We start from the raw sequence: 21,466 nt of genomic DNA on the forward strand, positions 1-21,466 counted from the left end.
TCCATTTTGTTCAATCAATCAAGGAGTCTGGAAATGCAAACCGCCGCAATTTCATGGGGAACCACGCCGTCGATTCGTGTCTACACGGCCAACGGCAACAAGATCACCGAACGCTGCTACGACGGCCAGAACTGGTACACGGGCGCGTTCAACCAGGCAGGCGACAACGTGTCGGCCACGTGCTGGCTGGTCGGGAGCGCCATCCACATCCGCGTGTACGCGACCAGCGGCGGCACGACGACCGAGTATTGCTGGGACGGTGACGGCTGGACCCGCGGCGGCTACACGGGTTCCTGATTCCGTGTCCCGCCCGCGCGGCACCGTCCGCGCGTGACACCGCGCAACGCCAGTCTCGATTGGCGTTGCGTTTTATTTTTCAATTCCAATTCAAATTTCTTAAATTCACCAATCGGAAATAAAAACCCGAATTCTAAAAATGACAACCAGGTTAAATTCTGCGCCTTGCGAATATCAATCCGCACCCGTTAATTATCAAAACGGATCGCGAATATATTCACGAAACGGGATGCGCGGGTAATTCGCCGATCGGAATCAGGTCGCCTGCAATGTTCCCAGCAGCACTTTTCTGCAACTCGCGATCATCTGCGCCTCCGAATCGCGATATTCGGTGAGCAACCACGCCGCGCCGACGTTCGTCATCGCGCCGACGAGCGCGAGCCCGATCAGCCGCTGCTCGGTGCGCTCCGCGGGCGTCGCCGCTTCACGCGGCGCGCCGATCGCCATGATCAGCTTGCCGAAGTCGATCAGCATGCGCTGGTACGTCATGTCGGTGTCCGCGCTCACGCCCATCACCTCGAGCAGCAGCACGCGCGCCGCGCACGGGTCGCGCAGGAACGCGAAGAACGCGGCAAGCCCCGCGTCGACGCTCTCGCGCAGGTCGCCGCCGCGCGCGGCCACCGCTTGCGCGACCGCGTCATGCAGCTGCTGCGCGTGATGCAGGTAGGTGCAGCGCAGCAAATCCTCGGTGCTGTCGAACGCCGCATAGAAATAGCGATCGTTCAGCTTCGCTTCCTGGCAAATCGACCGCACGGTCGCCTTGCGGAACCCGACCGTGCCGAACACGCGCGTCGCCGCGCGGATCAATGCGTCGCGGCGCTCGGCGGCCCGCACTTCGGGCGCGACGCCGCCGTACGACCGGCCCCTTTTTTCCGTTTCGAGTGCTTTCTCCATTCCGCTATTTGACATCAGGACACCCGAAAACTAAAGTGGTGACGACCAACACCACAATAGACGCGCCGCCGGTGCAGCGCAAGCGGAACGGGAGGAACGACGGATGAAGGGGTTTTCCGGGAAGGTTGCCGCGATCACGGGCGCCGGTTCGGGCATGGGCCGCAGCCTCGCGGTCGAGCTCGCGCGGCGCGGCTGCGAGGTCGCGCTCGCCGATGTCAACGAAACCGGGCTCGCCGGCACGGCGGCTGCCTGCGCGCAGCACGGCGTGCGCGTGAGCACGCGGCGGCTCGACGTCGCCGACCGCGACGCGGTGTTCACGTGGGCCGATTTCGTCCGCGCCGAGCACGGCAAGGTCAACCTGATCTTCAACAACGCGGGTGTGTCGCTGGCCGCCAGCGCCGAGACCGCGCGCCTCGCCGATCTCGAATGGATCGTCGGCATCAATTTCTGGGGCGTCGTGCACGGCACGCAGGCGTTCCTGCCGCACCTGCGCGCGTCGGGCGACGGTCACATCGTCAACACGTCGAGCCTGTTCGGCCTTGTCGCGATGCCGACGCAAAGCGCGTACAACGCCACCAAGTTCGCGGTGCGCGGCTTCACCGAGGCGCTGCGGATGGAACTCGAACTCGACGGCGCGCCGGTGAGCGCGACCTGCGTGCATCCGGGCGGCGTCGCGACCAGCATCGTCGACGCGGGCCGTGTCGACACCAGCATCCACGCGCTCACGGGCCAGGACGAAGCGACCCATCGCCGCCAGGCGAACCGCCTGATCAACGCAACGACGGCCGACGACGCCGCGCGGCAGATCCTCGCGGGTGTCGAGCGCAATGCGCGCCGCGTGCTCGTCGGCGTCGACGCGCGCCGGCTCGACCGGATCGCGCGCCTGCTCGGCGCCGGCTACCAGTGGCTGATGCTGCGCCACGTGCGCCGCGCCCGCGCACGCAACCTCGACCGCGCGCATGCTCCGGCCGCGCTCCCGACCACGCCGACCAAGGACCCCGCTTGACGTCCTCCTCCGCCTGCCTAAGGGCGGGGGATTCCCACATCTGGCGATGCACGTCCGCATCGGAGAATGTTCAGCGCAGCGTTGATATCACGATCATGTGCGACACCACAGTTACTGCAAGCCCACTCTCTTACTCGCAGTCCCGCGATACCTTTCGGCCGCGTCGTGCTGTCTTTCGACCCGCACGCCGAACAGGACTGGGTGGAACCACTTTCGTCGACTTCCTCAAACGTGACTCCGTGCGCCATCGCCTTGTAACGGAGCTTGTCCCGGAAGGACGACCAGGATGCGTCATAGACGCTCTTCGCCATCCTGGTTCTGGCGAGTTTGACGGCCGACACGTTGCCGACCGCGATGTAGTCGAAGCGTCGCATCAAATCGAGCGCGAGCTTGTGCTGGAAATCGGCGCGGGCGTTCGCCACCTTGGCGTGCAGCTTCGCGATATGCCGCTTGTGCTTGCGTGCTCGCTGCGCTTTCGCCAGCTTGTCCGCTGCACGGCGGCCGAACTGGTCGTTGGGCAGTTTCTCACCGGTCGAAAGTGTGGCGAACTCTTTCAAGCCGAGATCAATGCCGACGCCAAAACGGATCGGGCGAGCCTGAACATCGGGCATCTCGATCACGATGTTGAGAAACCAGTTGCCCCGCGCATCCTGCGCAAAGTTGGTTCCGTCCTTGATCTTGCCTTCGGGAAGCGGGCGGCTGTTGAACACGCGAAAGGTGTTGCCGGAGAAACGGAACGCATCGCCCTCGCGCTTCAAGTCTCGGCCCTTCAGCGGCACCCAGCCGAGCGATTTCCTGCCGCGATAGCGCAGGTAAGGTGGTCGATGCGGTCGATGCTGGCTACGCGACTTCGCGTATTGCTCGCACGTTGCGTTGACCGTTCCGGAATGGATGCCGAGTTCCTTGCTGCTGCCGGTCGTCAGCATGTTGAGGTCAAAACCCGTCGGCCACTTCTTGTGCCACTTGAGCGCGTGCTTCTGCGTGTCGTTGCAGAAGTTCCAGACGTAGCTCACCGCACGGCTCTGTTTGTTAAGCAGTCCGTTGAGCGACTTCACTCGGTAGCGGTAGACAAGAATCATACCGATGATCCTAACCCGTGGAAGAAGCTGCCTGTCAACAGCATTCCTTTCCTTCCCGCCATCAATGGCGGGGTTTCTCGGAGCAATTCGCGATGACCTCGACGACGACCGACCGGCGCGATGCGCCGCCCGCCCCCGGCACCCGCCGCGACAGTGGCGACAACCGCGACCTCGACGTGCTGATCGTCGGCGCCGGCCTGTCCGGCATCGGCGCCGCGTACCACCTGAAGCAGCGCTGCCCGTATGCGAGCGTGGCCATCGTCGAAGCGCGCGACGCGATCGGCGGTACCTGGGACCTGTTCCGCTATCCGGGCGTCCGTTCGGATTCCGACATGTTCACGCTCGGCTACAGCTTCCGCCCGTGGCACAGCGACAAGGCGATCTCGGACGGCCAGACGATCCTCGACTACATCCGCGACACCGCGCGCACGTACGGCATCGACAAGACGATCCGCTACGGCCAGAAGGTCGTCGCGGCCGACTGGGATTCGAACCGCGCGCGCTGGACGGTACGCATCGAGCGCACACAGGGCGGCTCGACCGACACGCTCGTGTATACGTGCCGCTTCCTGTTCATGTGCAGCGGCTACTACGACTACGACGCCGGCTACCGGCCCGACTGGCCCGGCATGGACACGTTCGGGGGCAAGCTCGTGCATCCGCAGCACTGGCCGAAGGACCTGTCGTACGCGAACCGGCGCGTCGTCGTGATCGGCAGCGGCGCGACGGCCGTCACGCTCGTGCCGTCGATGGCGGCCGACGCGCAGCACGTGACGATGCTGCAGCGCTCGCCGACCTACATCGTGTCGCTGCCCGCACGCGACAAGATCGCGAACGCATTGCGGCGCGTGCTGCCGTCGCGGCTCGCACACCGGCTCGTGCGCGTGAAGAACGTGCTGCTGACGATCTACCTGTACAACGTGTCGCGCCGCAAGCCCGACCAGACGAAGAAGTTCATCATCCGCGCGGCCAGCAAGCAGCTCGGCCCCGACTTCGACGTCGCGAAGCACCTGACGCCGCGCTACATGCCGTGGGACCAGCGCGTGTGCCTCGTGCCGAACGGCGACCTGTTCAAGTCGATCCGCGCGGGCCGCGCGTCGATCGTCACCGACGAGATCGAGCGCTTCACGCCGACCGGCCTCAAGCTGAAGAGCGGCCAGCAACTCGACGCGGACGTGATCGTCACCGCGACCGGGCTGAAGGTGAAGATGCTCGGCGGCGCGCGCGTCACGGTCGACGGCCGCGCGGTCGACCTGCCGGAGACCGTGTCGTACAAGGGCATGATGTACAGCGACGTGCCGAACCTCGCGTCGTCGTTCGGCTACACGAATGCGTCGTGGACGCTGAAGGCCGAGCTGATCGCGCGCTACGTGTGCCGGCTGCTCAACCACATGCGCGCGAACGACTACGACACGTGCGTGCCGCGGCTCGGCGCCGGCGAACTCGGCGACGTGCCGGCCGTCAACCTGAGCTCGGGCTACATCCAGCGCGCGGCCGGCATCCTGCCGAAGCAGGGCCATCACAAGCCGTGGAAATTCCACCAGAACTACGTGCGCGATCTCGCGTCGCTGAAGTTCAGCGCGCTCGCCGATTCGGCGATGCATTTCGAACGCCGCGCGAAAGCCGGCACGGCCGCCGCGGCGCCGGTTGCCGAACCCGCACTCGAAACCCGTTGAGGTCCACATGACTGCTACGCTCCATCTGATCCAGAACGTGCTGCTCGGCGTCGTCGCGGTGCTCGCCGCGCTCGCGCTGTTCACCGGTTACGTGGCCCGGCGCGTGACGCGCGCGTTTCCGCCCGAAGGCCGCTTCGTCGACATCGGCGGCGACCGCATCCATTACGTCGAATACGGCAACGGCCCGCCGATCGTGTTCGTCCACGGGCTCGCGGGGCAGTTGCGCAACTTCGCGTACCTGCCGCTTGCGCGGCTCGCGCAGCAGCATCGCGTGATCCTCATCGACCGGCCGGGCGCCGGCCGCTCGCTGCGCGGTGCGGGTTCGCAGGCGAACGTGTACGCGCAGGCCCGCACGGTCGCCGCGTTCATCGACGCGCTGCGGCTCGACAAACCGGTGCTGGTCGGCCATTCGCTCGGCGGCGCGATCGCGCTGGCGGTCGGCCTCAACCATGCGGACCGCGTGAGCCGGCTCGCGCTGATCGCGCCGCTGTCGCACGAGCAGACCGAGCCGCCGGCGCCGTTCAAGCCGCTGATGCTGCCGTCGCCGCTCGTGCGCCGCTTCGTGTCGTGGACCTTCGCGATCCCGCTGACGATCCTGACCGGCCGCAAGGCCGTGCGTCAGGTGTTCGCGCCGGAAGACGTGCCGCGCGACTTCCCGGTCAAGGGCGGCGGCCTGCTCGGGATGCGCCCGCACGTGTTCTACGCGACGGCGACGGACCTGCTGTCGGCGCCCACCGACCTGCCCGCGATGGAGCGCCGCTACGCGGACCTCGCGCTGCCGGTCGACGTGCTGTACGGCCGCGCCGATCCGATCCTGAACTGGCGCGAGCACGGCGACGCGCTCGCGAAGAAGTCGGCGCGCGTGCGGCTGAAGGTCGTCGACGGCGGGCACATGCTGCCGGTCACGATTCCGGATGCGACGGCCGACTGGCTGCTCGAAGTCGCCGCCGCGCCGGCCGAGGTGGCCGCGCCGACGGCACGCATCGCGTAAGCCGCGGCCGCTTGGCCGCGCCTGATTCCGCGCCCCGCAGCCGGCGCGGCGGCGAAATCAGGCTTCTTCGTCGGGCACCGACAGCCCGAGATCCGATATCACCTCGCGCGCGCTGCGGAACGCCTCGACCGCGGCCGGCGCGCCCGCATACAGCGCGCTGTGCAGCAACACCTCGCGGATCTCGACGAGGCTCGCGCCGTTGTTGAGCGCGCCGCGAATGTGCCCCTTCAGTTCCGTGCCGCGGCCGAGCGCCGCCAGCATCGCGCACGTACACAGGCTGCGCGTCTTCAGGTCGATCCCGCCCCGCTGCCACGTGCTGCCCCACGCGTGTTCGTTCAGCCAGTCCTGCAACGGACGCGAAAATCCGTCGAGGTCGCGCATCGCGCGCTCGACGAACGCCTCGCCCATCACCTCGATCCGCCGCGCCTTGCCGTATTCCCTGTCCTGTTCGCTCATGTCCGTGTCCTGGTTGAAGTCGTGGCCGCTTCGGCATCGCCGGCAGCCGGGCGTTTTCGGGCCATGTTCCCGGGGCCCGGACGTTTCGTCAAAGACGCGGCCCTCGGTTCGCGGCCGCCCGTGTCGCGCGATGTCGAACGCTACGTAACATCGTGCCGCGCGTTACGTCGGCTTACGGGAACATCGCAACGAACCCGTCCGCGCACCGTACGTGCCCGTCGCGCGAAACCGCCATTACTCCGTTTAAATCGCGTCGATATTCCCGATTCCTGCAACAAAGCGCCACACCGTTTCGGGAAACCGGTCGTGGCGCGGAATTTGCAGAGGAGGCTTGGACACACTTCCAATGTCGAGGCCAACATGCACAAATTCTTCAAGAAGACGACGGTAACGATGGCCGTCTCGTCACTGCTCGCGCTGTACGGCTGCGGCTCGGTCGATGGACCGACGACCCCGCCGACGATCAAGCCGAGCACGTCCGGGACGGGTGGCAGTTCGGGGACTTCGGGTACGTCAGGCGGTGGGACGTCGGGGGGCGGGACGTCGGGTAGTTCCGGTACTTCCGGTACGTCGGGTACTTCCGGCACGTCGGGTACTTCCGGCACGTCGGGCACTTCCGGCACGTCGGGCACCTCCGGTACGTCGGGCACTTCCGGCACTTCCGGCACGTCAGGCACTTCCGGCACGTCGGGCACCTCCGGTACGTCGGGTACTTCCGGCACCTCGGGCACGTCGGGTACTTCCGGCACCTCGGGCACGTCGGGCACGTCGGGTACTTCCGGCACTTCGGGCACCTCCGGTACGTCAGGCACTTCCGGCACGTCGGGTACTTCCGGCACCTCGGGCACCTCCGGTACGTCAGGCACTTCCGGCACTTCGGGTACTTCCGGCACTTCGGGTACTTCCGGCACCTCGGGTACTTCCGGCACCTCGGGCACCTCGGGCACTTCCGGTACGTCGGGCACTTCCGGTACGTCGGGCACTTCCGGTACGTCAGGCACTTCGGGCACTTCGGGTACTTCCGGTACCTCGGGCACTTCCGGTACCTCGGGCACCTCGGGCACTTCCGGCACCTCGGGCACTTCCGGCACGTCGGGCACGTCGGGCACTTCGGGCACCTCCGGCACGTCGGGCACCTCCGGCACTTCCGGCACGTCGGGCACCTCCGGCTCCGGCGTCACCCCCCTCGGCAATGTCCTCCAGAAATCCGGCAACCTCGTCACGGCGCTCGGCACGACGGTCGCGAACGGCGGCGGCCAGATCGGCGGCGTGCAGATCCCCGGCACGAACCCGACGACGGCCACCAGCGTCGGCAACGCGGTCACGAGCCTCGGCAACGGCGTGCAGGCGCTCGGCAACGGTGTCGCGGCGGGCCTCGGCTCGATCGGCGTGTCGGCGAACCCGCTCGGACCGACGCTCACGTCGACCACCGGCCTGCTGACCGGCGCCGGCGGCGCGGTCAACAACCTCGGCAACGCGGTGAAGAGCCTCGGCTCGGGCCCGCTGTCGCCGCTGTCGCCGGTCACGACGCTCGTCGGCGATCTCGTCAACACCGTCGGCGGCGCCGTCAACTCGACCGCGTCGGGCCTGAACACGGCGCTGAACAGTTCGCCGGTCCAGCAGCTCGAAACGCAGATCGGCAAGGTGATCAACCCGATCACGAACACGCTGACCGGCGGCGTCACGACGCCGGGTGCGACGCAGACGCTCGGCGGCGTCACGCTGCTCGGCACGCCGCTCAACGGCCTGCTGAGCACGCTCGGCAACGGCCTCGCGCTCGCGGGCACGAAGGTCGGCGGCGCCACCGACAACCCGGTCGGCACGGGCCTCGGCGGCGTCGTGGCCCAGCTCGGCAACACGGTGACGTCCGCCGGCGGCCTCGTCCACGACACCAACGCGGGCAGCTCCAGCAGCGGCTCGGGCGGCAGCAACCCGCTCGCCCCGATCACCGGCCTGCTCGGCACGCTGACGGGCGGGCTCGGCGGCGGCAGCTCGAGCGGTTCGGGCGGCACCAGCGGCACGAGCAGCGGTGGCCCGCTCGGGCCGGTCACGGGCCTGCTCGGCTCGCTGACGGGCGCGCTCGGCGGCCTCGGTGGCACCAGCGGCACCGGCGGGACGAGTGGCACCGGCGGCACCAGCGGTACCGGTGGCGCGGGCCTCGGCAGCCTGCTGGCGCCGGTCACGAACCTCGTCAACTCGCTGACACCGCTCGGCGCGAGCCTCACGGGCACGGTCACGACGCCGGGCGGCAACGTGACGGGCACCCTCGGCGGCCTGCTGTCGAGCGGCCCGGTCGGCACGCTGACGGGTGCGTTGACGACGCCGGCCGGCGCGGCCGGCGCCACCGGCACGGTCAGCCCCGGCGGCGCAGCCGGCACGGTGACGACGCCGGCCGGCAGCGGCTCCGTGGTTGGCGGCCTGACCGGCGGCTCGAACGGTGGCGCCGCGGGCGGTGCCGGCAACCTGCTGTCGCCGGTGACCAACCTGCTCGGCGGTCTGCTGGGCGGCGGCACCAAGAAGTAACGCTTCACCTATCAGAACGACAGGCCAATGGCCGGGCGCGCATCCATACAAAGCCCGGCCGACGGCCGGCGTCACCCGCCAAGCGGGGGCGCCGGCCCTCATCCGTACGAGGATCCGATCATGAACTCCACGCTCGACGGCATCGTCGCTGCCCAGGACCGCCCGCCGCGTTCCGCCACGCCCTTCCGTGCCGGCCTGCTCGGCATCACGGCAGGCCTCCTCGCGCTGTGGATCACGCGCGACCATCCGACGCTCGACGCGGCCACGCGCGCGGTCATCGCCAGCCTCGCGATCATCGGCACGATCGCGCTGCACGAACTCTTCATCTCGCGCGTCTACCTGCGCCCGAGCGCGGGGCTGTCGCGCCAAGCCGTCCGGCCGCTCGGCATCGCGCGCGTCGCGACGCGGCTCGGCGCGCTGACGTCGATCTACGCGGGCATCGGCACCCTCTACTGGCTGCTGCCCGAATACCATGGCGCGTTCTACCTGCCGTTCTGGTCGCTGCTGCGCTCGCTCTCGCCATACGTGATCGTCGCCGCGCCGTTCTACTTCGCGTGGATGGACCGTCACCAGCGCGAAACCGACGACGCGTACCTGCTGTGGGGCCGCTTCCTGTTCCGCCGCGAGCAGCCCGCGAGCTGGAAGCCGGTGCGCGAGATGCTCGCCGGCTGGGGCGTGAAGGCGTTCTTCCTGCCGCTGATGACCGTCTACCTGTCGAAGGACGCCGATCACCTGAGCGCGTCGCTCGCGAACGCGATGCACGCGCCGATGTCGATCGCGGCCTTCGTGTTCATGTACGACCTATCGTTCACGATGGACCTGATGTTCGGCACGGTCGGCTATCTGTGCACGTTCCGCATCCTCGACAGCCACGTGCGCACCGTCGAGCCGACGACGCTCGGCTGGGTGGCCGCACTGATCTGCTACCAGCCGTTCTGGTCACTGATCTCGAACAACTACATCCGCTACGAAGGCTCGGTGTTCTGGGACAACTGGCTGCTGTCGGCGCCGACGCTGCGCGTGATCTGGGGCGCGGTGATCATCCTGCTGCTGCTGACCTACGCGCTGTGCACGATCTCGTTCGGGCTGCGGTTCTCGAACCTCACCAACCGCGGGATCATCACGTCGGGCCCGTACCGCTTCACGAAGCATCCGGCGTACATCACGAAGAACCTGTCGTACTGGATGGTGTCGGTGCCGTTCGTCGAGCCGCTCGGCTGGCAGATCGGGCTCATGCACTGCGCCGGGCTCGTTGCAGTCAACCTCATCTACTACACGCGCGCGAAGACGGAAGAGCGTCACCTGATGCGCGATCCCGACTATCGCGCGTATGCCGAATGGATCGCGCAGCACGGGCTGTTCGCGCGGGTCCGGCAGGCGTTCGGGGGGCGGCAGCCGGCGTGACGTCTCCGGTTGCGGCCGGTGCCGGGGCGGCGGTGCACGCCGTTCCGGACGTCGCACGGGTGGCAGCAGCCTCGCACTGACACCGGGTTCGCCACGCACGCCTTCCGCCACCTGACGGGCGCATGCCCGCCCGCATCGCCGAACGCATCGATGCACGGCCCCTTGCGGCCAATTGTCGCGAAACGACGCGATTCTCCGCTTTTCGTCGCTTTTCTCCGCCGGCCCGATTGCCCGCCCCTGGCACCTCGCGTATGGTGCTGGCCGTCCGCGTGCAATACGACGCCCGACTGGTGCGCCGTCGCCCGGACTCCGACCGTCGTCCCGCACGACGGCCGTGCGGGCCGTGCCCGCCGCTCACCGTCTCCGCGATGCCGCCCGCCGGCGCCGCGCATTCATGAGGAAAGAGGCGTGATCCACAAAGTCCTGATCCTGTTCGCACTCTGCATCGCGGGCCTCGCCGCGATCGCCGCCGGTTTCCAGCATATCCCCAGCTGATTCGCGGCCCCGGCTCGCCTCGCCGAGCCCGGGGGCCGCACCCATTCCTGTTCCCTTTTGCGATGAACCACTTTCTCGAACCGCCCGGGACGGGCGACCTTTGCCATGCGTATCGACGTACAGCATTCCCAGCACGACATCGACGACGAACTCGACACACTTCATGAGCGCCTCCACCAGCCGGGCCACCGCCTGCACGGCCTGCCGGCCGTCGCGCTCGGCCGCTCCGGCCTGGTCGTCCGCCACCGCGAAGCGGACGGTGAATACTTCCTGTACGTCGAGGATCCGGCCGCGCGCCAGCTCGCCGGCTACACGGTATTCAACCGCCTGCCCGAAATCCCCCGCCGCGCCGATCGCTACCTGCGCGCGCCGCATACGCGGCTGCGCGGTTCGGCGCAACGCAAGGGGCTCGCGACGACGCTGTACCGCTGGGGGCTCGACGCGGGCCTGTGCCTGATCAGCGGTGCGCGCCAGTCGGTCGGCGCCGCGCAGCTGTGGACGGCGCTCGCGCACGATTACCGGCACGGCTTCGTCGATGTCGAGGGCCGCGCGCTGCGCTATCTCGGCGATACCGTTGCCGACGACGTGCATGGCGCACTGCATACACGGCGGCTGTTGCTCGGCCATGGATGGACGATGAAGGAATTCGCGCGGGCGGCCGGGATGAGCGACGCAGACCCGGCCCGATGCGATCCCGCGACGATTTTCAACGCGGCACCGCGCGGTGCAAGCGTCGGCAGCGCCCGCCACGCCACGCGAACGCCGATGCGATAATCCGTCCGGACCGCGCGATGCGGCTACGCACTGCGCGCCAACCGACACACCCATCGATGACCACCGATCCCCGAACCGACGCCGAGCGCCGCATCGACATCGTCGCGCTGTGCGGCAGCCTCCGCGCGCAGTCGTACAACGCCGCGCTGCTCGACGCGGCCGCGCTTGTCGCGCCGCGCGGCATGCATGTCACGCGCTTCGATCGCCTCGGCGAATTCCCGTTGTTCAATCCCGATGCCGAATATCCGTCGCCCGCCGCCGTGCGCGACCTGATCGATCGCCTGAACGCAGCCGACGGCGTGCTGATCGCAAGCCCGGAATACGCGCACGGCGTGACGGGCGTGATGAAGAATGCGCTGGACTGGGTCGTGGGATGCGAGGCCGTCGTATACAAACCGGTCGCGGTGCTGAACGCGTCGCCGCGCGCGACGCATGCGGACGCGGCACTGCGCGAAACGCTGTCGGTGATGTCGGCGCGCATCGTCGAACCTGCATCGATCACGCTGCCGGTTCTCGGCAGCCAGCTCGACGCGGCGGGCATCGCCGCGCATCCGCCGTTCGCGGCGGCGCTGGCCGACGCGTTGCACGCACTCGGCGCCGTGATTGCCGAAAGCAGGTCAACGCGCTGACGTTGGGTATCCGGAAATCCATCGCAGTCCGGATTGATTGGACGCTGCGCCCGCCAACAGGCGCAACGTCCGGCCCGGATCATCGTCCGCGATAGATCGGCCGGTCGGCTGCGATCGGACCCGATTCGCTCGCGGCCGGTGCTGCCGTTCCGTATCCGCTGGTATCGGCCGTCGACGTGCCGGTCGAGCCGATCTTCTTCAGCGCTTCCGACAGCCGCGCCGGATAGTACGGGTCTTCGCCGGACTGGCGGTAGCCGGCCGCGCGCAGTGCGGCCAGTTCGGCCTTCACCTCCGCGCGCGTCACGGTGGACTGCGGCGCGGCCCATGCGGAAACGGAAGCGGTCGCGGCAACCGTTGCAAGAACATACAGAGCAAGCTTGTTCATTTGATCTCTCCTGAGCATCGACGACGTTGTCGATGGAGAGTGAGTCGATCCGTGTGCGCAAAGATGACACGCGCCGACGAAAAAAATCCGGCGCCGCACTGCGATGCAGCAGTCGCGCCGCGTGCCCGGCAGAAACGGCGAATCCAGCGGAAAGGGAAAGCCGATCGGCTGTCAGATTCCGCCGGCCCGCGCGACTACAGGCATGTGGCGCTGCGCCACCCTCTGTTCTCGTTCAAAGGGTCCGACATGAAAACCGGAATCTGGATACTGATCGCATCGCATCTCGCGACGGGTCTCGCGGCGTTTGCCGCGGGCATCTACGTGCTGCCGATCCTCACGGCAGCGGAAGGCGCGAGCGCCGTCGAACTGCAACTGGCCGCGGAAAACGCACGCCATACCGGCCGCTTCGAACGCGGCCTGCCGGGAAGCGACGCGTTGCACTGGGCAGACGGCAAGCTGACGATCACCGATACGTCGATCGCGTTCGAAGGCGACGTCGCACCGGGGCCCGACTACAAGATCTATCTCGTGCCGGAATTCGTCGACACGCAGGCGTCGTTCGTCGCGATCAAGGCGCGTGCCGCGCGCGTGGGCGACCTCAAGACCTTCGGCAATTTCGTCGTGCCGCTGCCCGCCGACGTGAATCCCGCGCAATACACGTCAGTCGTGATCTGGTGCGAACGCTTTTCGAAATTCATCAGCGCGGCCCGGTATCAACACGCGGCGACGTCGGGCCAGCGATCGATGTAGCCGGCCGCCGCTTCCACGGTGCACGCTCGCGCGCTAGCGGCTCTTGCTCCGCGTGGCCTTCTTCACCGTCTTCGCACGCGGCGCTTCCTTCTCGGGCTGCGCGCCGCCGCCGGCGAGATCCTCGAGCCATGCGAGCGCATCGACGTACGACAGGAACTGCTGCAGATATTCCGGCGACAGCTCGCGCATCGTCGCGAGCGACCGGTGCACGAGACTGTTCGAATTGAGCGGCCCCGCGTTGCGCGGCACCTGGTCGAGCGACTGCCGGTACTGTTGCTCCGTGCGGACTTTCGACCACATCGTGCGGAAGTAGTCGACCAGTTCGGGATCGAGCCCGCGCCGGTCGGCCTGCGCATCGCGCGCGAGCCGGTCGACCAGCGCCGAGAGCGTGCCGCGCGGCGACGCAACCCGTACCGCGTCATCCATGACCGGAGCTTGCTCCGCCCGCGCGACCACGTCCGCGTAGCCTTCGATCAACGTCGCCAGCCGCGCGTCGAGCAAGGCGCGCGCGTCGCCGCCGAGCGCGGCCGCGCGCCGTTCGAGCGCGTCGATCCGGTGAAAGCGCACGGGATCGAACCGGTCGGCGCCCTGCTCGCGCCATGCGTCGAGCGTCGCGCGCACGTGCGTCGCGGCGTCGGTCACTTCGCCTTCCCTCCGTTCGATGCCGACTTGCGCGGCACCGGCGCAATCTCCACGCGGCGGTTCTTCGCGCGGCCTTCGTCATCCGCATTCGAGCTGACCGGCTGCTCGGAACCGAACGCGGCCGCGAACACCGACGACGCCGGCACGCCGGCGTCGATCAGCGCACGCGTGACCGTCAACGCGCGCTTGGCCGACAGTTCCCAGTTGTCCGCGAACAGGCGGTTACTGGCATGCACCTGCTGGTCGTCGGCGAAGCCGCTGATCATCAGGATCTCGTCGCGCGTCTTCAGGTACGTGGCCAGCGGTACGGCCAGCGTCTTCAGCAGGTCGCGGCCCGCGGGCTGCAACTGGTCGGAGTTCAACGCGAACAGCACGTTGCCGCTGATGCCGATGCGCCCGTTCACCAGCGTCACCCGGCCGGCCGCGAGCGGCCCGGCGAGCGCCTGTTCGAGCGACTTGCGCTGCTGCGCTTCGAGCTGGCGCGCCCGCACGGCTTCCTCGAGCTTCGACGTGAGTTGCAGCTGCATGCCGATCACGCCGACGAGGATCAGCACGAACGCACCGAGCAGCACCGACATCAGGTCGGCGAACGCGGGCCATACCGGCGCCGATTCCGCGCCGCCGTCGATTTCGTCGTGCATGCGTTACGCTCCGACGGGCGCGCGCCGGCCGGCGAGCTGCTGCAGATCCTCGACGATCTGCTTCTGCGACATCATGCTCAGGTCGATCACCTCGCGCGCCTGCGCGACGTAGTACTCGAGCTGCTCGTCGCTGCGCGCGAGCGATTTCTCGAGCGCGGCCTCGATGCGCTGCAGATGGGTCAGCAGCTTGTCGTTCGATTCGCCGAACACCTGCACGGCCATCCCGAACGCATCGCCGAGGCTCGCCACCTCGACGGCGCCGGCCGTGACCTGCGCGGCGACCGAATCGAGCTTGCGCGTTTCGGCATCGACGGTGTCGTTGAAGCGTGCGCCGACGCGATCGAGCAGGTCGGCCGACGTGCTGACGAGCGCGTCGATCGCGGTGCGCTGTTCGGTCGACGCGTGGTTGACCGCGCCGAGCAGCGTTTCGAGCGTCGCGAGCAGGCGGCTGCGCTCCTCGACCATCGCGGTGTCGTGCACCAGGCTGTCGGACAGGCGCTGGCGCAGCTCGGCGACGACGTCGGCCGCGGCCTTCGGCGCTTCCGACGCGGCTTGCACGAGGCGCGCGATCTCGTTGATCGTGTCGCTGGCGTGCACCTGCGCCTGTGCGGTGATGTCGTTCGCGGTGCGGGTCAGCGTGTCGCAGATGTCCTGCTGGCGCGTCGCGGCTTGCGCGCTCGTCTGCGCCCATTCGTCGCGCAGCGCGGCCGCCATCGCGGCGAGCGAATCGTTCCATGCGCCGAGGCGCTGTTCGTCGCGCGCGGCCAGTTGCGTCTGCAGGCCCGTGTGCGAATCGCGAATCGTCGACAGCAGGTCGTTCGAACGTTGTTCGAAGGTCGACGCCTGTGTGGTCAGGTCGCGCGTCGTTTGTGCAAGCGCGTCGCAGATTTCCTGCTGACGGCCCGCGCTGTGCACGCCTGCGCGCTGCCATTCGTCGCCGAGCTTCGTGGCCATCGCGGCCAGCGAGTCGTTCCATGCCGACAAGCGTTCTTCGTCGCGAGCGGCGAGCTGCGATTGAAGACCCGTGTGCGATTCGCGGATCGTCGACAGCAAATCGGTCGAGCGTTGCTCGAACGTCGAAGCCTGCGTGGTCAGATCACGCGTCGTTTGTGCAAGCGCATCGCAAATTTCCTGCTGACGGCCCGCGCTATGCACGCCTGCACGCTGCCATTCGTCGCCGAGCTTCGTGGCCATCGCGGCCAGCGAGTCGTTCCACGCCGACAGGCGTTCTTCGTCGCGCGCCGCCAGTTGCGATTGAAGGCCCGTGTGCGAATCGCGGATCGTCGACAGCAAATCGGTCGAGCGTTGCTCGAACGTCGAAGCCTGCGTGGTCAGATCACGCGTCGTTTGTGCAAGCGCATCGCAGATTTCCTGCTGACGGCCCGCGCTATGCACACCCGCACGCTGCCATTCGTCGCCGAGCTTCGCGGCCATCGCAGTCAACGCACCGTTCCAGGCCGCGAGGCGCTGTTCGTCGCGCGCAGCCAGTTCGGTCTGCAGCCCCGCGTGCGACTCGCGCATCGCGGCGAGCGTCGCGCCCGAATGGCGCTCGAACGTCGCGGCGGCGTCGCCCAGCGCGCGCGCGTGCTGGCTCGCGAGCGTCTCGCCGGCCTGCGCCTGGCGCGACAACGCATCGCGCCACGCATCCGACAGGCGGCCTTCGGTCGATTCGAGGCGCGTCGCGACGCCGTCGAGCAAATCCGTCGAGCGCTGCGCGAAGGTTTCGGTGAACTGGCCGAGCGTCGTCTGCAGTTGCTGCGCGACGGCGTCGCCCGCCTGCCGTTGTTCGTCGATCGCGCGGTGCCAGACGGCCGTCACGTTGCCGGTGGTCTTCTCGAAACCGTCCGTCAACCCGTCGAGCTGACGCTGCACGGCGCCCGTCACGGTGTCGCGCAGCGCGGCCATCTCCTGCGCAAGCCCCGTCATCGTCGCGGCGACGACCGGCTGAAGCGCCGCGCCGGCCACACGTGCGCTTTCGGCGGCGCTTTCCTTCAGCGCATCGCCGACGTTCGACGCGAGGCCCGCGTACGCGCGCTCGGTCCGGTCGAAAAACGCCTGCTGGCTTTCGATCTGGCGATCGTGCAGCGCGATGCTGCGCGCTTCGAGCGTCGTCATCATCGTCTGCAGCCGGTCGACCAGCGCCGGCATCACGTCGGCCTGGCGCTGCAGCAGCCGGAACGATTCGTCGCGCTGGTGCGCGGACGAATGCACGCGCAGCGTCGTCGCGATCTTCGCGTCGAGCTGCCCGGCCGCGTCGATCCGCTCGCGTCGCACGAGCGCGGACAGCAGCCCGAGCATCGCGGACGTCGCGACGCCGGCGATCGACGTGCCGAACGCGAACCCGAGACCCTTCACCGGCGCGATCAGCGATGCGCGGATCGCATCGAGATCGGTCGCGCTTTCGAGCGCGGCGCCCGTGCCCTTCAGCGTGACGACCATCCCGAGCAGCGTGCCGAGCATGCCGAGCAGCACGAGCAGGCCGACGAGGTAAGGCGTGAGCGCCGGGCCCGGCAGCGCGACGCGCGCGCCTTCGACCCGTGCGCGCACGGCGCCGCGCAGGCCCGGGGGCAGCGTGTCGAGCCACGCGTCGAGCTTCGCGGGCGGTTCGGTCAGGCCGGCCACCGCGCGCGACAGCGTGGCGGTCGCCTGGCGGTAGCGCAGCAGTTCCCATGCGCCGGCGACGTAGCACGTGCCGATCAGCAGCGTAACGGCCGACGCCAGCGGGTTCGACGCGACATAGCCGACACCGATCCAGCCCACTGCGAGCAGACCGGCGACGAAGACAACGAGATCAAGGCGAATTCTGGACATAGCGTGTTGATTAGCAGGTGCGAAGAGCCGCGAGCAGCCCGTCTACCGTTTGAAACCGGACTTCGAGTTCGGCAAGCAGGATGCTTTGCATCTCGTCGCGAAACGTATCGAGCCATGTGCCGGGCACGATCGCCGCGACGGCCGGGCCGTCGGCGACCACCGCGCTGTTATCGGCCGGATCGGCTGCGGCTGCGGCCGTGGCTGCGGATTCGGCATCGGCCAGCGCCTGCCGTTCCGCGTCGCGCAACCGCCCGAAACGCGTGCCGAGCAGCGCGGGCACGGCCGACAGCAGGCCGCGCTCGCGCGCGCCGAGCACGCGCTCCATGATCGTGTCGAGCGTCGCGAGCCGCGCCATCCCGGACGAGCGCGCGGCGAGCGCGACCCGCAGGCGGCCGCGCAACTGGCCGATCGCCGTCTCCATATCCTGTTGCAGCGTCAAGTAACGCTGGCGGAAGTCCGCGAAATCGGCCGTATCGGCGGCCGGCGGCGGCAGGTCGCCGGGCCGGCGCCGCGCACGCGGCCGGTTGGTGGCCGTGATCGCCTGCGCAAGGTCGTGGCGCACGCGCGCGCAGTCGCGTTCCGCATCGTAGCCGCGCACGCCGGCCGCGACGCCCGGCGGGCTCGCGGTCAGCGCGGATGACAGCGTGATCGCGTCGGTCCAGCCGAGCCACTGGCTCAGCCGGTCGGACAGCGTCTGCCGGGATTCAGCGACGTCGGCATCGGCCAGGCGCGCGAGCAGCCGGACGAGCGTCGGACCGCTCAGCGCCGGACGCGGAGGTGCTTGCACCATGCTGCAAACCGTCAAAAAAGGCAGCAGTTTACACGTCGCCGGGAGGTCGCCCGTCAGAATCGGGGAAGCGGCGCCGGCCGGCGCGCCGTGCGGCACACGCGAACGCCCGTCACGCAAGGCTCGGCGGGCGGTGGCCGGTATCCGGGAGGAGGGGCGGCGGCGGCCCGCTGAACGGCCGCATCAAGAGAAAAGGAAGGCGTTTCGGGAAACCTGCTGCGCATTCGCGCGGCGGCCCCGGCGGTTCGCTCCGGCGGCCAGCCCGGGGGAATGGCCGGCCGCCGTGCGATGCCGATCGGGAATGAACGGTCAGATCCCCGCTTTCGGCGCGTTCAGGATCAGCCGCAGCCCGAGCAGCGTGATCGCGCCGGCCGCGATGCGGTCGACCCACTTCTTCGCGCGCAGGTAGAGCTCGCGCGGCCGGCGCGTCGAGAAGCACAGCGCGACGATCGTGTACCAGCCGAATTCGACGGCGAACACGAGCGGCGGCAGCGCGAGGTAGCACCACAGCGGCGGATGCTGCGGGAGCAGCGCCGCGAAGATGCTGCCGTACCAGATCGCCGTCTTCGGGTTGCTGAGCTGGGTCGTGAGGCCCGTCAGGAACGACTTGCGCGCGCTGCCGCTGGCCATCGCCTGCGGATCGTCCATCGCGATCGGCCGGTCGGCGCCGCGCCAGATCTTCGACGCCATGTAGATCAGGTACGCGCCGCCCGCGACCTTGAGGCCCACGTACAGCCATTCGACGGCCTGCAGCAGCGTGTAGAGCCCCGCCAGCGCGACGCCGCCGAACACGATGCCGCCGATGCCCATGCCGAGCGCGGTGGCGAGCCCGTCGCGGCGCGACAGCCCGATCGAATTGCGGGCAACCAGCACGAAGCTGGGGCCCGGAATCATCGCGCCGAGAAACAGCGCAGCCAGGATGGCGAGTACGGCAGCGGATGCAGTCATCGAAGTCTCCTTGGTCAGCGACGCCGATTCGCCGGCGCCGGCGTGTCGTTTCCGACGGTCGAGCCGCCGATTCTGGCACGCTTCGCGCGTGGCCGAAAGCGGCTGCACGCTGCTATGCTGGCCCTCTTTCCAGCCATCCCGCACCGCCGCCATGATCGAGATCCGCGCCGCCCGCTATCCCGACGACGCCGCAGCCGTCGAAGCGATCTTCCGCGAGTACATCGCCAGCCCGACCGTCAGCCTCGCATTCCAGGACTACGAGCCGGAGATCGCCGCGCTGCCCGGCAAGTACGCGGCGCCGCGCGGGCTGCTGCTGCTCGCGTGGCACGGCGGGCGCGTGGTCGGCTGCGCGGCGTTTCGCGAAATCGACGACACGGCGTGCGAGATGAAGCGTGTGTACGTACGCCCCGAGGCGCGCGGGCTGAACGTCGGCCGCCAGCTCGTCGAACGGCTGCTGCACGACGCGAAGGCGGCCGGCTACGCGCGCATGTGTCTCGACGTGCTGCCCGAGTTCGTCGCCGCACGGCAACTGTATGCGTCGCTCGGTTTTACGCCCGCGCCGCCCGTCGCGTTCAATCCGGTGCCGGGCACCGAATTTCTCGGGCGCGATCTTTAACCGCCGCACCTTGCACGACCGGCCGCGCGCCCTGCCCGGCGCACGACGGCCGGCACTCGACCACCCGGAGCCCCCGTGACCAACCCGACGATGACGCGCGAACAGTTCGAGCGCGACGATTTCAACGACCGCTGCCTGTTCACGGGCGTACCGATCGCAGGCAAGAAGAAAGGCGAGCATGTGATCCCCCGCTGGCTCATCGAGGACTACGGGCTCAAGGCCCAGCGAATCGAGATGGGCGACGCGGCGCGCCAGGCGGCCATGAAGGAATTCCGCTCGCCGGCCGATCCGGTTGCCAACGGGAAATTCGGCCCACTGGAAGACAAGATCAAACGCGGCGTCGCAAGCATCGACGAACTGCATCTGTGGCAAAAGAAGATTTCCGCCGGCATGGTGCTGAATCACTGGCGCATGGCCCGCAACGACCGCCATCCCGGTGCGCCGCTCCAGTTCGACGCACGCTATCTCGCGTTTGCACTCCAGGACTTCCGGAACGAATTCGGCGCGTATCTGGCGGGCCCCTACACGCGCACGGGTTCGACCCTGTGCCTGCCGACCTGCATTCCGTCCGGCTGGATCGCCCATGCGTTCGGTTCGACCGTCAAGGAGCACGATGCGGGCCACGACGCGATCCTGCCGTTCGCCATGGTGGCGGTCAGTCACGGCGGGCAGTTGATCGTGTCCGTCCTGTTCGACCCGGAACACACCTTCGAATCCCACCGGTTGAAGCAGGAATGGGCTGCGTGCAAACTCGACGTCAGCGCGTCCCCGCTGCCCGTCCAGGCCGCGTTGGCCACCGGCTTCGCGGAGCACATCACGACAGCCGGCGAGGCCGCATTCGGCGAGCCGCTCGCATTCGATCCGCTGCTCGAGCTGGTCGCCTGTCAGCTCGGCGTCGAAGTCGATCCCGAGACCGCGCAATATCGCCCGCGTGCAGCCGGCTGACACCGCGCTCGCCCGATCCATCCGTCACCCTCGCGAGATCCCGCCCCCGATCATGCCGCCCCTCCGCCCGCTGCTCCCGCTGCTTGCCGCCCTGTCGTTCAACGCATGGGCCGGCGACCTGCCGAAGTCGATCGCCGCGCAACTGCCGCCCGGCTACCAGCCGCTGCTCGCGCAAGCCGGGCCGGAGCTCGACAACGGGCGGCACAGCTTTCTCGTCGTCGTGCATCGCGCGGTCGATACGCGCGAACAACCGTCGCCGCGCCCGCTGCTGATCTACGAGGAACAGGCCGATCACACCTACCGGCTCGCCGCGCGCAACGACCAGGTCGTGCTGCGCGCGAACGAAGGCGGCCAGTGCGATCCGTTCGATCCCGAAGATGCCGCCGACAACGGCGTTGCGGTGAAGGGCCGCTATTTCACCGTGCAGAACGTCGTCGCATGCGGGCAGCACTGGAGCGACTACGTCACGTTCCGCTACGACCCGCGCACGCACGGATGGCTGTTCTCGAACCAGATCGTCACCGAATCGTTCCCGCTCGACGACACGCCCGACCACGTCACCGTCACGCGCGCCGACACGCACCGGCCGGTGTCGTTCGGCCAGTGGAAACGCAAGGACTGACGCCGCCACGCTGCCCGGACCGATCGTCCCCGCCCGTCACCCGCCGGCCGGTACTCGCGAGCGCACGCCAACAGGACTACCATAGGCGCTCGCCG

21 protein-coding genes are annotated in these 21,466 nt (G+C 68.4%); 12 read left to right on the top strand and 9 right to left on the bottom strand.

The window, feature by feature from the left end:
* The first annotated feature begins 33 nt into the window (after window positions 1-33).
* Window positions 34-297: a fucose-binding lectin protein gene (locus HWX87_RS05695; RefSeq protein ID WP_176046178.1), complete on the top strand. Its 264-nt coding sequence runs from the start codon at window positions 34-36 to the stop codon at window positions 295-297.
* A 255-nt stretch (window positions 298-552) separates the two neighbouring features.
* Here the strand turns inward: HWX87_RS05695 and HWX87_RS05700 are convergent, their stop codons facing one another.
* Window positions 553-1,206 carry a TetR/AcrR family transcriptional regulator gene (locus HWX87_RS05700; protein ID WP_176046179.1) on the bottom strand — a complete coding sequence of 218 codons (654 nt, stop codon included), beginning with the start codon at window positions 1,204-1,206 and terminating at the stop codon, window positions 553-555.
* Between the two features lie 88 nt (window positions 1,207-1,294).
* Here HWX87_RS05700 and HWX87_RS05705 point away from each other — a divergent pair, with 88 nt between their 5' ends.
* Window positions 1,295-2,197 (top strand): SDR family NAD(P)-dependent oxidoreductase, encoded by a 903-nt coding sequence (locus HWX87_RS05705; RefSeq protein WP_176046180.1) that lies wholly within the window; start codon window positions 1,295-1,297, stop codon window positions 2,195-2,197.
* 17 nt (window positions 2,198-2,214) lie between these two features.
* Here the strand turns inward: HWX87_RS05705 and HWX87_RS05710 are convergent, their stop codons facing one another.
* Window positions 2,215-3,276 (bottom strand): RNA-guided endonuclease TnpB family protein, encoded by a 1,062-nt coding sequence (locus tag HWX87_RS05710; protein ID WP_176046181.1) that lies wholly within the window; start codon window positions 3,274-3,276, stop codon window positions 2,215-2,217.
* A gap of 92 nt (window positions 3,277-3,368) precedes the next feature.
* On the opposite strand from HWX87_RS05710, the gene HWX87_RS05715 reads away from it, so the two are divergent.
* Window positions 3,369-4,952, top strand: coding sequence for an NAD(P)/FAD-dependent oxidoreductase (locus tag HWX87_RS05715; protein WP_176046182.1), 1,584 nt, complete (start codon window positions 3,369-3,371; stop codon window positions 4,950-4,952).
* A 7-nt stretch (window positions 4,953-4,959) separates the two neighbouring features.
* On the top strand, window positions 4,960-5,943 hold the full coding sequence (locus HWX87_RS05720) for an alpha/beta fold hydrolase (RefSeq protein ID WP_176046183.1): 984 nt from the start codon (window positions 4,960-4,962) through the stop codon (window positions 5,941-5,943).
* Window positions 5,944-6,000: 57 nt separating this feature from the next.
* Here the strand turns inward: HWX87_RS05720 and HWX87_RS05725 are convergent, their stop codons facing one another.
* Entirely contained in the window at window positions 6,001-6,399 is a 399-nt protein-coding gene (locus tag HWX87_RS05725) for a carboxymuconolactone decarboxylase family protein (protein ID WP_176046184.1), read from the bottom strand.
* A gap of 360 nt (window positions 6,400-6,759) precedes the next feature.
* On the opposite strand from HWX87_RS05725, the gene HWX87_RS05730 reads away from it, so the two are divergent.
* The 4 genes from HWX87_RS05730 (at window position 6,760) to HWX87_RS05745 (ending at window position 12,224) form a co-directional block, all read left to right on the top strand.
* A complete protein-coding gene (locus HWX87_RS05730) occupies window positions 6,760-8,922 on the top strand; it encodes a collagen-like triple helix repeat-containing protein (protein WP_176046185.1) in 2,163 nt (720 codons plus the stop codon).
* A gap of 120 nt (window positions 8,923-9,042) precedes the next feature.
* Complete coding sequence (locus HWX87_RS05735; protein WP_176046186.1) at window positions 9,043-10,326, top strand: isoprenylcysteine carboxylmethyltransferase family protein; 1,284 nt, start codon at window positions 9,043-9,045, stop codon at window positions 10,324-10,326.
* Between the two features lie 600 nt (window positions 10,327-10,926).
* On the top strand, window positions 10,927-11,595 hold the full coding sequence (locus tag HWX87_RS05740) for a histone acetyltransferase (protein ID WP_244137604.1): 669 nt from the start codon (window positions 10,927-10,929) through the stop codon (window positions 11,593-11,595).
* Window positions 11,596-11,651: 56 nt separating this feature from the next.
* Window positions 11,652-12,224 carry an NADPH-dependent FMN reductase gene (locus HWX87_RS05745; protein ID WP_176046187.1) on the top strand — a complete coding sequence of 191 codons (573 nt, stop codon included), beginning with the start codon at window positions 11,652-11,654 and terminating at the stop codon, window positions 12,222-12,224.
* A 79-nt stretch (window positions 12,225-12,303) separates the two neighbouring features.
* Here HWX87_RS05745 and HWX87_RS05750 read toward each other — a convergent pair whose 3' ends face one another.
* Window positions 12,304-12,609: a DUF4148 domain-containing protein gene (locus HWX87_RS05750; RefSeq protein WP_176046188.1), complete on the bottom strand. Its 306-nt coding sequence runs from the start codon at window positions 12,607-12,609 to the stop codon at window positions 12,304-12,306.
* Window positions 12,610-12,855: 246 nt separating this feature from the next.
* Between HWX87_RS05750 and HWX87_RS05755 the strand changes: the two genes are divergently transcribed.
* Window positions 12,856-13,359, top strand: a complete 504-nt coding sequence (locus HWX87_RS05755; RefSeq protein ID WP_176046189.1) for a DM13 domain-containing protein — start codon at window positions 12,856-12,858, stop codon at window positions 13,357-13,359.
* Window positions 13,360-13,392: 33 nt separating this feature from the next.
* Here HWX87_RS05755 and HWX87_RS05760 read toward each other — a convergent pair whose 3' ends face one another.
* The 5 genes from HWX87_RS05760 to HWX87_RS05780 form a co-directional block, all read right to left on the bottom strand.
* Entirely contained in the window at window positions 13,393-14,001 is a 609-nt protein-coding gene (locus tag HWX87_RS05760; RefSeq protein WP_176046190.1) for a DUF2894 domain-containing protein, read from the bottom strand.
* Window positions 13,998-14,642 carry an OmpA family protein gene (locus HWX87_RS05765; protein ID WP_176046191.1) on the bottom strand — a complete coding sequence of 215 codons (645 nt, stop codon included), beginning with the start codon at window positions 14,640-14,642 and terminating at the stop codon, window positions 13,998-14,000. The genes HWX87_RS05760 and HWX87_RS05765 overlap by 4 nt, the downstream gene beginning before the upstream one ends.
* Window positions 14,643-14,645: 3 nt before the next feature.
* Window positions 14,646-17,453 (bottom strand): DUF802 domain-containing protein, encoded by a 2,808-nt coding sequence (locus HWX87_RS05770; RefSeq protein WP_176046192.1) that lies wholly within the window; start codon window positions 17,451-17,453, stop codon window positions 14,646-14,648.
* 10 nt (window positions 17,454-17,463) lie between these two features.
* Window positions 17,464-18,243, bottom strand: coding sequence for a DUF3348 domain-containing protein (locus tag HWX87_RS05775; RefSeq protein WP_176046193.1), 780 nt, complete (start codon window positions 18,241-18,243; stop codon window positions 17,464-17,466).
* 306 nt (window positions 18,244-18,549) lie between these two features.
* The gene (locus tag HWX87_RS05780; protein ID WP_176046194.1) at window positions 18,550-19,188 is read right to left on the bottom strand and encodes a LysE family transporter; all 639 of its coding nucleotides are present in this window, start codon (window positions 19,186-19,188) and stop codon (window positions 18,550-18,552) included.
* A 151-nt stretch (window positions 19,189-19,339) separates the two neighbouring features.
* Between HWX87_RS05780 and HWX87_RS05785 the strand changes: the two genes are divergently transcribed.
* From HWX87_RS05785 to HWX87_RS05795, 3 genes are all read left to right on the top strand, one after another.
* Window positions 19,340-19,804: a GNAT family N-acetyltransferase gene (locus tag HWX87_RS05785; protein WP_176046195.1), complete on the top strand. Its 465-nt coding sequence runs from the start codon at window positions 19,340-19,342 to the stop codon at window positions 19,802-19,804.
* A gap of 75 nt (window positions 19,805-19,879) precedes the next feature.
* Window positions 19,880-20,749: a hypothetical protein gene (locus HWX87_RS05790; protein WP_176046196.1), complete on the top strand. Its 870-nt coding sequence runs from the start codon at window positions 19,880-19,882 to the stop codon at window positions 20,747-20,749.
* A gap of 52 nt (window positions 20,750-20,801) precedes the next feature.
* A complete protein-coding gene (locus tag HWX87_RS05795; protein ID WP_176046197.1) occupies window positions 20,802-21,371 on the top strand; it encodes a hypothetical protein in 570 nt (189 codons plus the stop codon).
* Window positions 21,372-21,466: the final 95 nt, after the last annotated feature.

It is taken from the genome of Burkholderia sp. BCC1644, assembly GCF_902833225.1.
Taxonomy (GTDB): domain Bacteria; phylum Pseudomonadota; class Gammaproteobacteria; order Burkholderiales; family Burkholderiaceae; genus Burkholderia.